Origin of the sequence: Micromonospora sp. DT44 (assembly GCF_049841635.1) — a bacterium.
Classification (GTDB): domain Bacteria; phylum Actinomycetota; class Actinomycetes; order Mycobacteriales; family Micromonosporaceae; genus Micromonospora.
Genome location: NZ_JBNCKS010000072.1, coordinates 18,408 through 29,944, shown reverse-complemented (window position 1 = coordinate 29,944; position 11,537 = coordinate 18,408). Strand labels below are relative to the sequence as shown.

Sequence of the window (11,537 nt, the reverse complement as noted above, 5' to 3'; positions counted from 1 at the left end):
CCGCCTGGTCATGAGAGGCGGTACGCGGGCACGGAGTGGGAGTCGTTCGGGCCGGTCGGGGGCAGTGCCGCCCACCTGACCACTGGCGCCGGGGGCGCGGGTCCTGCTGACGGCTATGTGGTGCCCGCGGGCCCTGCTCAGGGATCGGCCGTCGGGGCGTATTCCTACGGCGGTTATACCGTGACGCGGGACGACCAGGACCGTGTGTATTCGGGTGGGTATGGGGGGCGGTACGCGGGCGCGGGGGCAGAGTCGTACCAGCAATTCGACCCGAACGCCGCCTACATCAGTACCAGCGTTGCCGGCCCGGCCCCTACTAACCCCCACTACGACAACAGCGGGAGCCCGCCACCCGCCGACCACTTCCGGTGGGCACCCGGCACACCTAAGAGGGCTCCAGGATCATAACCACGCTGGCTGCGGGGTTAACCGTCCGGGAAATCGCCTCTGATGGCGCAGACTTCCTGATCACCGAGGCGGTCAGGCGAGGGAGGTAATGGCTTTGGCGTACGTCGGGGGGATGTGGTTGGGGCCGCCGGGGGTGAAGACGTCCGACGTCGCCACTGCGGACCAGGCGGTGGCGGGGACGGCGTCCACCAGGGCTCGGATCACCGGTGCGTCGCGCCACTGGTCCTGTTCGGCGAGTAGGCCGAGGGCCACCACCGACTCCTCGACCTCGCCCACGCACTCGAACGGCTTGTGCCCGTCCACGCCCAGCAGCTCCCGGTAGCCGGGGATCTGCTCCGGGTCGGCGAGCAGGTCGCCGCCGAAGATGTGGGTGACCCGCTCACGCGGCATGAACGGCGCCATGGCCAGGAAGACGAACCGGCACTTCGGGCAGTCCCGGCACCAGCGCTCACTCGCGTCGTGCAGCTTGAACGCGGAGTTGCAGCTGGTCACCACGTCGTCGTAGCGGGTGAACTCGGCGAACAGTCGGGCGATGTGCAGCTCGGACAGCGACCGCAGCAGCGAGAAGTACGGCTCGGTGAGGCCGGCGTGCTCCGCCAGCGCCCCCCGCAGCAGCCCCTCCGCCTCGACGCCCTTGGACCACTGATGGTTGATCTCGTGACCGTTCCAGATCAGGTTCGGGTCGGACGCGGAACGCTCGTTGGACATCACCACCGGGCCCAGCCCGTGCAGCACGGCGGTGGCCACCGCGATCAGGGAGTTGATGGCGGTGACCGGGATGTGGCCGTTCAACGCGCCGGCGGCGTTCAGGTCGAACAGCACCGGGTCGATCCGCCGCCGGGCGGCAAGCGGGACCAGCCCGGACGCCTCGTTGACGTCGACGATCACGTGGTTCGGGTTGACCGAGAACGGCACCGGGTCCAGCTCGGCGCGGCGGAGCGCCTCCAGGCTGACGATGGAGTCCTTGCCACCACCGACCGCCGAGAGCGGGCGACGGTCGGAGTCGTCGTGCAGGCGTGGCGAATCCGGCGAACCCGCGGGCACCTCCGGGCGCAGTGCCAGCACGTGCGGCAGCTCGTTGCGGTACGCGTACTCGGCGAGGCCCTTGGTGTAGACGGCCGTGACGTAGTCGACGGTGGCCGCGCCCAGCGGCGCCGGCAGCACGAGCCGGGGCGGTGCGGCGGCCTTGTAGTAGCTGACCCCGGCGACGAGGTGCAGCACCTCCAACACCCGGCCGAGGGACGCCACCGTCTCGTCCGAGGGCGGCTCCGCCGGCAGCGGAAGAGTGATCACCTCGGTGAACCGCTGCTCACCGGCCGGGCCGGTCAGGGCGTAGTCGAACAACACCTCGCCGGTCGCGAAGTCGATCGAGTAGGACGGGAAGGTGAAGGCGTCCATCCGCCGGAGCTGCTCGTTGGGCACACGCCATACTAGGCCCTGGTTCGTCCGGCCGTGTCCGGACCGAGCCCGCCCTGCCGCCGCCGCGACCCCGAGGAGAGCCCAGTGCGCCTGTCTGACCTGCGCGGACGTACCGTCGCCGTCTGGGGCACCGGCCGCGAGGGCCGGGCCGCCGTGACCGCGATCGCCGCGCACGGCCCGGCCGAGTTGGTGGCCGTCGACGACAGCGCGAACTTCCTGTCACTGCCCTGGGACGGCCCGCTGGCCGAGGCGGCTCCGTTGGTCACCGGTGCGGCGGGGTTCGACCGGTTGGCCGCCGCCGACGTGGTGGTCCGTTCCCCCGGAGTGCCACAGACCCACCCGTGGCTGGTCGAGCTGCGCCGACGCGGCGTCGTGGTGACCCAGGGCACCGCGCTGTGGATGGCCGACCACGCGGCACGCACCATCGGGGTCACCGGCAGCAAGGGCAAGAGCACCACCTCCAGCCTGATCAGTCACCTGCTCACCGCCGTGGGCCGGCCGAACGTCTTCGGCGGCAACATCGGGGTGCCGACCCTGGACCTGCCGGACGCGGAGCTGTACGTGCTGGAACTATCCAGCTACCAGTGCAGCGACCTCACCGACTCGCCCCGCGTGGCGGTGGTCACCGCGCTCTTCCCCGAGCACCTGGACGCGCACGGCGGGGAGCGCGAGTACTACCGCGACAAGCTCAACCTGCTCGCCCACGACCCGCAGACGGTAGTCGTGAACGGCGGGGACCCCCGGCTCGCCGCCGAGCTGGGGGAGCGGCCGGCCGTCCGGGCCGGCAGCCCCGACACCACCCACGTCGCTACCGGCATCGACGGTACGCAGTGGTTCCACCTCGGTGACCAGCCGCTCTTCCCGCGCGCCGTGCTGCCGCTCGTCGGCCGACACAACGAGGGCAACCTGTGCGTCGCGCTCGCCGTGCTCGACGCGCTCGGCGTGGACGTGGTGGCCGGCAAGGACCACCTCGCCGTCGCGGTCGCCGAGTTCCAGGGGCTGGCCCACCGGCTCACCGAGATCACCGACCCGTCCGGGCTGACCTTCGTCGACGATACCCTGGCCACCAGCCCGTACGCGGCCATGCACGCCATCGACGCGTACGACGGACGGCCGTTGACCGTGATCGTCGGGGGCAACGACCGGGGTCTGGACTACACGCCGCTGGCCGAGCACCTGGCCGAGCGGGAGCTGACCGTGATCGGCATCCCGGACAGCGGCGCCCGGATCGTCGAGGTGCTCGCCGGTCTGCCCACGGTGCGTACCGAACTGGTCGACGACCTGGTGGACGCGGTGCGGCTGTCCCGGGAGCTGACCCCGGCCGGTGGGGTGGTGCTGCTGTCGCCGGCCGCGCCCAGCTACGGCCGGTTCCGCAACTTCGAGCACCGCTCCGAGGTCTTCGCCCAGGCCGTCCGCGACACCGCCGACTGAGCACAGCGCCCCACAAACACCGCCGGCTCAGCCCAGGCTCTCGTGCAGGGCGCGCATCGAGCGGATCGTCGAGCGGATCTCCTGGAGGTAGCGGCCCGGTGTGAGGGTCTGCTCGGGCAGCGTCGCCGGGTCTGCCACCGCCGGATCCACCCCGGTCGTCTCGATGTGGCAGCCGTAGGGCAGGGCCAGGGTGCGCAGCGCGTCGGAGTGCTGGAACGGCACATAGATGGGCGCGGTGACGGTGAGCACCTCGTCGCCCACCGCGAGCCGGACGTGTCCGGCCCAGAACCGCTGCGTGTCGGCGGTGTGCGCCCGCCGCCGGTCCGGTTCGCTCGACGGCGCGGCCAGCACCCGTACCGGTGGCAGTCCCGCCGGTCGGTAGGTCCGCGACGACCAGGAGTGGTGTGGGTGGCCGGCGTCCACGCCGGCCTGTTCCGCCGGCGCGGCCACCTCGAACACCCGCCGGACGGCGGTGTCCAGCACGTCCACCTCGGTCTCGTCGGCCGGAAGACCAGCGTCGGCCAGGGTGGCCCGTTCCCACTCGGACAGCGGTCGGAAGCTGCCAAGCACGGCAGCCTCGCCGCGCACCGTCAGGCCGGCGCGTAGCAGGTGCGCCGCGTATCCGATGCGCCGCACGCACGCGTGCGCCAGCCCGCCCAGCACGACCAGGTGGGCGTACGCCGACCGGGCCGGCGGTACCGGGTGGACGAGCCCGAGCGCGGCGGCCGCGTCGAGGACCAGCGTCGCGGTGGCCGGATCGAGGTCCGGCTCGCGCGCGTCGGGCCGTTCGCGCCCGCCCCGGAAGTCCCAGTGGCGGGCGGAGAAGTCGTCCAGGTACCGCAGCGCCTCAGCGAGGTCGCCGGCCGGCCAGTCGCCGCCGAAGTGCCGGACCAGGCCGCGCAGCGGAGTGGAGCAGACCCAGGCCTCGACGTCCGACGTGATCCGCTCGGCGACCGTACCTGTCCGCGTTTCCCGCACCTGCCGGATGCTACCGGCCGGCTGTTGTGGCTGGTGTTTACGCTGGCCGCAGCGGCTGATGGGGGGACTTCGATGACCCGTGACGGTGCGCGCCCACGGCGCGGGGGCGGGGCCTCCGCGAGCGGCTTCCTCCGGCTGGTGGCGCACACCGACGCGGTGGCGCTGGTCGGCATCACGTTGTCGATCACCCTCAGCGTCCTGCTCGACCTCACCGGCGCGGCATCGGGCGTGGAGTCGCTCCGGCTGGACGCGTTGACCAACGCGATGCCGCGGGCGAGCGGGGAGCTGAGCTGGTGGCGTAGCGAGATCGGCCGCCGCTACTGGGAGGCGAACGTCGAGGCTCTGCGCCTTGGCGTACGGATCACCCGGGTCTTCGTCTACGCCACGTTGACCGACGAAGTGTCCGACCTGGCCGGTCGGCAACGTGCGGCCGGGGCCCGGGTGGGGCTGCTGCCCTTCGGCGCGGTGGGCCCGCACCTGCTCGTCAACCTGACGCTCTGGGACTCGTCGAGCTGGTGGGAGGCCCGGATGACCGCCCACGGCGAGATCGGCGAGAACCAGTTCTCCGTTAACCGCGCCGACGTCGAGCGACTGACCCGGGTGTTCGACGCCTGCGCGAGCGTGGCGACGTTCGAGGACCCGACGCCGACGCCATGACGTGGAGCGCCGTCCTGCTGGTGACGGCCGTGGTCGGGGCGGTGAGCGCGACGTCGACGGCGCGCAGGTGCTCGGCGTGCTCGGGCTCAACCTCTTCTTCGTCACCGTGGCGGTCACCCACCGGCGGCTGCGCTGGCCCATCCTGCTCGCCGACGGCGCGGGGATCGGTGTCTACGTGGCGCTGAGCGCCGGCCTGGTGGCCGTCGACGTCCCGTTCGAGGCGGCCCTCGCCGGCACGCTCGTGCTCTGGGCGACGGCCATGCTGCTGCTACGTTGTCGCGCCCGACCGGTCACCGTCACCGCTGACGGGTCAGCCGCAACCGGGCTGCCCGTACCGCTCAAGCTGGTGGTGATCTTCGTGGGGGCGGTCCTCACCGCGCTGCTCGGGGCCGTGTTGCGTGCGATGGTGGTGACGTTCCCGTACTCGGGGGTGCTGGTGGCCGTCGAGGCGCGACGCCAGTTGTCCGAGTTCACCGGGCACTTTGCCCGCAACAGTCTCGCGCTGGTCGCTTTCCTCACCGCGTACCACTACGTCCAGGACGTCTCGACGGCCGGCGCGCTGGGGGCCGGCTGGGCGGCCTTCGCGGTGGTCGCGGCCGTCCTGCACCTGCCGAGGTGTCCGCGCGCGGCGTGAGTGTCAGGTCGTACCCGCTCTGCGCTACACCCTGCCAGTTGTCCGCGCTCGCCGCCGGTGGGAGCGTGCGGTATCCACGAACGCCGCTGAAGGGTGCCACGATGACCGACGACCTGCTGGCCCGGCACCGGGCCGTTCTCCCACCCTGGATGCCGCTGTACTACGCCGAGCCGATCGAGCTGGTCTCCGGTTCGGGCCGCCGGGTCACCGACGCGCAGGGCCGCAGCTACCTGGACTTCTTCGGCGGCGTGCTGACCAACATGATCGGGTACGACATCCCGGAGATCCGGGAGGCCGTCGAGCGGCAGCTCGCCACCGGCATCGTGCACACCTCGACGCTCTACCTCATCCGTCAGCAGGTCGAGCTGGCCGAGAAGATCGCCCAGCACTCCGGTATCCCGGACGCCCGGGTGTTCTTCACCAACTCGGGCACCGAGGCGAACGAGGCGGCGCTGCTGGTCGCCACCAATTACCGCCGCTCGCACCAGGTCCTGGCGGTGCGCAACAGCTACCACGGCCGGTCGTACGCGGCGATGGGCGTCACCGGCAACCGCACCTGGTCGGCCAGCGCGCTCAACCCGTTGCAGGTGGCCTGGCTGCACTCCGGTGACCGGGTACGCGGCCTGCTGGCCCGGTTGAGCGCCGACGAGCGCCTCGACGCGGCCGTGGAGGACCTGCGCGAGGTGCTGGCCACCCAGACATCCGGCGACGTGGCCGCGTTGATCGCCGAGCCGATCCAGGGCGTGGGCGGGTTCGTGCACCCACCGGACGGGCTCTTCGCCGCCTGGAAGAAGGTCCTCGACGAGCACGGCATCCTGTTCATCGCCGACGAGGTGCAGACCGGCTGGGGGCGTACCGGGGAGCACTTCTGGGGCTACCAGGCCCACGGCGTCACCCCGGACCTGCTCACCTTCGCCAAGGGCATCGGCAACGGTTTCGCCCTGGCCGGGGTGGTCGGCCGGGCCGAGGTGCTCCAGGCGGTGCCGGGGATCAGCTTCTCCACCTTCGGCGGCAACCCGATCTCGACGGCGGCCGGCAACGCGGTGCTCGACTACCTGATCGCACACGACCTCCAGGCGAACGCGGCCCGCGTCGGCGCGATCCTCGCCGACGGCCTGCGGTCCGCCGTGGGCGGCCTCGACTGCGTCGCCGAGGTACGCGGAAAAGGGCTCATGCTCGGCGTCGAGTTCGTCCGGCCGGGCAGCGGCGAGCCGGATCCGGCGTTGACCAACCGGGTCTTCGAGGCGTGCCGCGACCGTGGTCTGCTCACCGGGAAGGGCGGGCTCTACGGCAACGTGCTGCGGATGGGTCCACCGTTGACGCTCACCGAGGACGAGGCCCGCGAGGGCCTGGCGATCCTGGTCGACGCGATCCGCTCGTCGGCGGAGGTGACGGCATGAGCACGGGCGGTCTGGGCGGCCTGAGCATCGGCGGTCCGGGCGGCGTGAGCACCGGCGGTCCGGGCGGTCTGAGCATCGGCCACTTCGTCGACGGCAAGCGGGTCGGCGGCACGTCCGAGCGACGGAGTGACGTGTTCGATCCGGCCACGGGTCGTCGTACCGCCGAGGTCGAGCTGGCCTCGACCGCGGACGTGGACGTCGCGGTGCGGGCCGCCGCCCGGGCGGCCCGGGCCTGGCGCGACGCGTCGCTGGCCCGGCGGTCGGCCGTGCTGTTCGCGTTCCGGGAACTGGTGCACGCCCGCCGGGACCGGCTCGCCGAAGTGATCACCGCCGAGCACGGCAAGGTGCTCGCCGACGCCGCCGGCGAGGTGCAGCGCGGCCTGGAGGTCATCGAGTACGCGTGCGGAATGCCCTCGGCGCTGCGCGGCGCGTTCAGCGAGAACGTGTCCACCGAGGTCGACTCGTACACGATCCGGCAGCCGGTCGGCGTGGTGGCGGTGATCTCGCCGTTCAACTTCCCGGTGATGGTGCCGCTGTGGTTCGTGCCGGTGGCGGTGGCCTGCGGGAACGCGGTGGTGCTCAAGCCGAGCGAGAAGGACCCGAGCGCGGCGCTGCTGCTGGCCGAGTGGTTCGCCGAGGCCGGCCTGCCGGACGGGGTGTTCAACGTGGTCAACGGTGACGCCGAGGCCGTCGACGCGCTGCTGGACCATCCCGAGGTGCGCGCGGTGTCGTTCGTCGGCTCCACCCCGATCGCTCGGCACGTCTACCAACGCGGCACCGCCGCCGGTAAGCGGGTGCAGGCGCTCGGTGGGGCGAAGAACCACATGGTGGTGCTCCCCGACGCCGACCTGGACCTGGCGGCCGACGCGGCGGTCAACGCCGGGTTCGGCTCGGCGGGGGAGCGGTGCATGGCCATCTCCGTGCTGGTGGCGGTGGAGCCGGTCGCGGACGCCCTCGTGGAGCGGATCGCCGCCCGGATGGCCGGGCTGCGTACCGGTGACGGCCGGCGGGGCTGCGACATGGGGCCGCTGGTCACCGCCGCGCACGCCGAGCGAGTGCGGTCCTATGTGGACGCGGGCGTGACCGCCGGGGCGGTACCGGTCGTCGATGGGCGGGAGGTGACGCCCGACGGCGACCCGGACGGCTTCTGGCTCGGCCCGACTCTTTTTGATCGGGTGACCCCGGACCTGTCGATCTACACCGACGAGATCTTCGGGCCGGTGCTCAGCGTCGTGCGGGTGGGCTCGTACGACGAGGCCGTGGCACTGGTAAACGCCAGCCCGTACGGCAACGGCACGGCGATCTTCACCAACGACGGCGGGGCGGCCCGCCGCTACCAGCACGAGGTGGAGGTGGGCATGGTCGGCATCAACGTGCCCATCCCGGTGCCCATGGCGTACCACTCGTTCGGCGGCTGGAAGTCGTCCCTCTTCGGCGACCTGCACGCCCACGGCGAGGACGGGGTGCGCTTCTTCACCCGGAGCAAGGTGGTCACCAGTCGCTGGCTGGACCCGCGCCACGGTGGCGTGAACCTCGGGTTCCCCACTCAGACCTGACCGATATCGATCATCGGCCGCCCCACCGCCCGCGTGCTCGTCAAGATCTGCGCAACAGCACGGAAACTGCTGCCTCCCGAGCCCTTGAGGCAGCAGTTTCCGTGAAAATGCGCGGATCTTGGTGCCGTGGCGGCGTGGCGGCGTGGCGGTGGGGGTGGGTCAGGGGGCGGGGAAGAGGAGGGTGTGCAGGGCTGCCGGGTCGGTGACCTCGGGTAGGTCGCGGGCGGCGAGCCAGGCGGCTGCGGCCGCGCCGTCGCCGGCGATGCGCAGGGGTGCCGTGGGCCAGCGTCGACCGATCTCGGCGCGGACGGCCGTGGCGAGCGGGGTGTCCGCGATGAGCAGTCCACCGCCGAGCACGACCGGCGTCGTCGACTCCGGCGGGCGGATGCGGGTGACGCTCTCGGCCAGGTGGGCGGCGGCCTCGGCGATCAGGGCGGTGGCGACGGGCTCGCCGTCGGTCGCCGCGGTGACGACGAGCGGCGCCAGCCGGGCGAGGTCGATCGGCGGTCGCCGGGTGACCGCCTGGATCGTGGCGTCCACCGTGTCGCGGGGGCGGGGGGCCACGTCGGCGCTGCCCACCAGTTCGGTGAGCACGGCCGCGCCCAGCCTGCCTGGAGTGTGGCCGGTGTCCAGGTCGGCGAGGAGCCGGCGGACCGCTTCGCGGCCGAGCCAGAAGCCCGATCCGGCGTCGCCGAGCAGCCAGCCGTGCCCGTCGGCGACCCGGTCGAGCCGCAGGTCGACGACCTGCGCGGTGATCGCGCCGGTGCCGGCGATGAGGATCGTCCCGTCGGGCTCGGCGGTGCCGGAGGCGTAGGCGACGAGGGCGTCGCCGTGCACGGCGTACGGGCAGCGCAGGCCGGCGTCGTGCCAGGCCCCGTCGAAGGCGGCGCGTCCGGCGGGGTCGGCGAGCAGACGGGGTGCGCCGGCCAGCCCGATCGTGCCGGCGGCCACCCGGGCCGGGTCGACGTCGGCGAGCGCGGCGCGCAGTGCGGTCAGCACCTCGGCGGCGGCCCGTTCGGCACCGTGGCTGGTGGGGTTGCCACCCCCGGCCTTGCCGGTGCCGAGGCGTTCGCCAGCGAGGGTCAGGGCGGTCGCCCGGGTGGACGTACCCCCGACGTCGAGACCGACCACGACGGTGTCGGACATCGGCACGGGCCTCCTTGCGCTGCGTGGTCACGGGCCTGTTCATGCTGGTCGGCGCGGCCGCGTGGGGCAACTCCGCAGACACCGGGAGGCCTGTGCGCCAGGTAACAGTTTGAAAACTTCGCCCACAGTCTTGACACGGAGGGCCGTTCAGTAAGAACTTTTACCACTAACAGTTAACAGTCTTTTCGGAAAGGTGAGGCGTCCCATGGTTGATCACGAGGTGGACACCGCCGCGGGGACCGCGGTGGTCGACGCCCACGCGATCGACCGAAGGAGCGCGGCCTCCGACGGGGTGCTGGCCCGGGTGCGCAACGGGCTCGGCGAGCTGACCGGCGCGCTACGCCGGGTCGCCGACCACGTGCTCAGCGACCCCGAGGCCGCAGCGCGCTCGACCATTGTGGAGCTGGCCGAGCGCAGCGGCACCTCACCGGCCACGATCACCCGTTTCTGCCGGGCCATGGGCTTCGAGGGGTACGCCGACCTGCGCCTCGGCATCGCCGCCGAGACCGGCCGGGCCCGCTCGGCCGGCTGGACCGTCGACATCGGCCGCGAGATCCAGCCGACCGACCCCCTCGGTCGGGTCCTCGACCAGATCATGGCCGCCGACACCCGGGCCATGCACGACACCGCCGCGCTGCTCGACCTCGGCGAGGTGGAACGCGCCGCCGTGGCGATCGCCGGCGCCACCCGGGTGAACATCTTCGGGGCCAGCGGCAGCGCCCTGGTGGGCGAGGAGATGCAGTTCAGCCTGCACCGCATCGGGGTGGCCGCCTGGGCGTGGAGCGACGTGCACGAGGGGCTGGCCAGCGCCGCGCTGCTCGGCGTCGGCGACGTCGCGCTCGGCATCTCCCACACCGGCCAGACCCGGGAGACCATCGAGATGCTCGCCGAGGCGGGCAGCCGGGGCGCCACGACCCTCGCCCTGACCGGTTTCCCCCGCTCGCCGTTGGCCGAGCTTGCCGACATCGTGCTGCTCACCGCCAGCCAGGCGACCACCTTCCGGCCGGACGCGCTCTCCGCCCGCCACCCGCAACTGGTGGTGCTCGACCTGCTCTACATCGCCGTCGCACAGCGCACCCACGACCGCGCCCACGCGGCCTTCCGGCGTACCGCGCAGGCCGTCGACGGGCACAAGGCCGCCAAGGGGGTCCTCTCATGATCAGTGCACAGGGGTACGCGGACGCGGTCCGTCCGGTGCTCGACCGCCTGCTCGACTCGGAGGCCGACGGGATCACCCGGGCCGCCGACCTGATCACCGACAGCCTGCGCGCCGGCGGCGTTCTCCAGGCGTTCGGGGCCGGGCACTCCGAGGCGTTCGCCGCCGAACTGGTCGCCCGCGCCGGCGGGCTGGTCCCCACGAACCGGCTCTCGGTACGGGACCTGGTGGTGCACGGCGACGCCCCACGCGACGTGCTCGCCGACCCGAAGCTGGAACGTGATCCCTCCATCGCCCACCAGATCTACGCGCTCGCGGCGCCCCAGCCGCGCGACGTGTTCGTGGTGGCGTCCCAGTCCGGCATCAACGGCTCGGTGGTCGAGCTGGCGGCGCTGGTCACCGAGCGCGGTCACCCGTTGATCGCGGTCACCTCGGTCGAGCACACCGCGCGGGTGGCGCCACGGCACCCGTCCGGTCAACGGCTCGCCGACCTCGCCGACGTCGTGCTGGACAACGGCGCGCCGTACGGTGACGCACTGCTGCCGCTCGAGGGCGGCGGCGCGGTCTGTGCGGTCTCCTCGGTCACCACGGCGCTGCTGGCGCAGTTGCTGACCGCGGAGGTCGTACGACGGTTCCACCAGGCCGGAGAGGTGCCCCCTATCTACCTCTCCGCCAACGTCCCCGGAGGGGACGAGCACAACATCGCCCTCGAGTCGCGGTACGCCGGGCGTCTCCGGCGTACCGCCTGACCC

At 72.5% G+C, this 11,537-nt stretch carries 10 protein-coding genes; 7 read left to right on the top strand and 3 right to left on the bottom strand.

The window, feature by feature from the left end; genetic code table 11:
* Positions 1 to 480 precede the first annotated feature (480 nt).
* Positions 481 to 1,830, bottom strand: coding sequence for a hypothetical protein (locus ACLQ25_RS29155; protein ID WP_425733953.1), 1,350 nt, complete (start codon positions 1,828 to 1,830; stop codon positions 481 to 483).
* Positions 1,831 to 1,911: 81 nt separating this feature from the next.
* Here ACLQ25_RS29155 and murD point away from each other — a divergent pair, with 81 nt between their 5' ends.
* Complete coding sequence (gene murD / locus ACLQ25_RS29150; RefSeq protein WP_425733952.1) at positions 1,912 to 3,258, top strand: UDP-N-acetylmuramoyl-L-alanine--D-glutamate ligase; 1,347 nt, start codon at positions 1,912 to 1,914, stop codon at positions 3,256 to 3,258.
* 27 nt (positions 3,259 to 3,285) lie between these two features.
* On the opposite strand, the gene ACLQ25_RS29145 is transcribed toward murD, so the two are convergent.
* A complete protein-coding gene (locus tag ACLQ25_RS29145) occupies positions 3,286 to 4,236 on the bottom strand; it encodes a hypothetical protein (protein WP_425733951.1) in 951 nt (316 codons plus the stop codon).
* A gap of 72 nt (positions 4,237 to 4,308) precedes the next feature.
* On the opposite strand from ACLQ25_RS29145, the gene ACLQ25_RS29140 reads away from it, so the two are divergent.
* The 4 genes from ACLQ25_RS29140 to ACLQ25_RS29125 all read left to right on the top strand — a co-directional run bounded on the left by ACLQ25_RS29140 (position 4,309) and on the right by ACLQ25_RS29125 (position 8,483).
* Positions 4,309 to 4,893, top strand: a complete 585-nt coding sequence (locus tag ACLQ25_RS29140; RefSeq protein WP_425733950.1) for a hypothetical protein — start codon at positions 4,309 to 4,311, stop codon at positions 4,891 to 4,893.
* Position 4,894: 1 nt separating this feature from the next.
* Positions 4,895 to 5,527: a hypothetical protein gene (locus ACLQ25_RS29135; RefSeq protein WP_425733949.1), complete on the top strand. Its 633-nt coding sequence runs from the start codon at positions 4,895 to 4,897 to the stop codon at positions 5,525 to 5,527.
* A 101-nt stretch (positions 5,528 to 5,628) separates the two neighbouring features.
* Positions 5,629 to 6,927: an aspartate aminotransferase family protein gene (locus ACLQ25_RS29130; protein ID WP_425733948.1), complete on the top strand. Its 1,299-nt coding sequence runs from the start codon at positions 5,629 to 5,631 to the stop codon at positions 6,925 to 6,927.
* Positions 6,924 to 8,483 carry a CoA-acylating methylmalonate-semialdehyde dehydrogenase gene (locus ACLQ25_RS29125; RefSeq protein ID WP_425733947.1) on the top strand — a complete coding sequence of 520 codons (1,560 nt, stop codon included), beginning with the start codon at positions 6,924 to 6,926 and terminating at the stop codon, positions 8,481 to 8,483. The genes ACLQ25_RS29130 and ACLQ25_RS29125 overlap by 4 nt, the downstream gene beginning before the upstream one ends.
* Before the next feature lie 159 nt (positions 8,484 to 8,642).
* Here ACLQ25_RS29125 and ACLQ25_RS29120 read toward each other — a convergent pair whose 3' ends face one another.
* Entirely contained in the window at positions 8,643 to 9,629 is a 987-nt protein-coding gene (locus ACLQ25_RS29120) for an N-acetylglucosamine kinase (RefSeq protein ID WP_425733946.1), read from the bottom strand.
* A 205-nt stretch (positions 9,630 to 9,834) separates the two neighbouring features.
* Here ACLQ25_RS29120 and ACLQ25_RS29115 point away from each other — a divergent pair, with 205 nt between their 5' ends.
* Both ACLQ25_RS29115 and ACLQ25_RS29110 read left to right on the top strand, forming a co-directional pair.
* Positions 9,835 to 10,788: a MurR/RpiR family transcriptional regulator gene (locus ACLQ25_RS29115; protein ID WP_425733945.1), complete on the top strand. Its 954-nt coding sequence runs from the start codon at positions 9,835 to 9,837 to the stop codon at positions 10,786 to 10,788.
* Positions 10,785 to 11,534 (top strand): SIS domain-containing protein, encoded by a 750-nt coding sequence (locus tag ACLQ25_RS29110; RefSeq protein ID WP_355052754.1) that lies wholly within the window; start codon positions 10,785 to 10,787, stop codon positions 11,532 to 11,534. Before ACLQ25_RS29115 ends, ACLQ25_RS29110 begins: the two co-directional genes overlap by 4 nt.
* The last annotated feature ends 3 nt before the right edge of the window (positions 11,535 to 11,537 follow it).

Bases quoted from the DNA above. Each gene is read 5' to 3' on its own strand.
- ACLQ25_RS29140 (WP_425733950.1), top strand. From the start codon at position 4,309: ATGACCCGTGACGGTGCGCGCCCACGGCGCGGGGGCGGGGCCTCCGCG.
- ACLQ25_RS29130 (WP_425733948.1), top strand. From the start codon at position 5,629: ATGACCGACGACCTGCTGGCCCGGCACCGGGCCGTTCTCCCACCCTGG.
- ACLQ25_RS29125 (WP_425733947.1), top strand. From the start codon at position 6,924: ATGAGCACGGGCGGTCTGGGCGGCCTGAGCATCGGCGGTCCGGGCGGC.
- ACLQ25_RS29120 (WP_425733946.1), bottom strand. From the start codon at position 9,629: ATGTCCGACACCGTCGTGGTCGGTCTCGACGTCGGGGGTACGTCCACC.
- ACLQ25_RS29115 (WP_425733945.1), top strand. From the start codon at position 9,835: ATGGTTGATCACGAGGTGGACACCGCCGCGGGGACCGCGGTGGTCGAC.
- ACLQ25_RS29110 (WP_355052754.1), top strand. From the start codon at position 10,785: ATGATCAGTGCACAGGGGTACGCGGACGCGGTCCGTCCGGTGCTCGAC.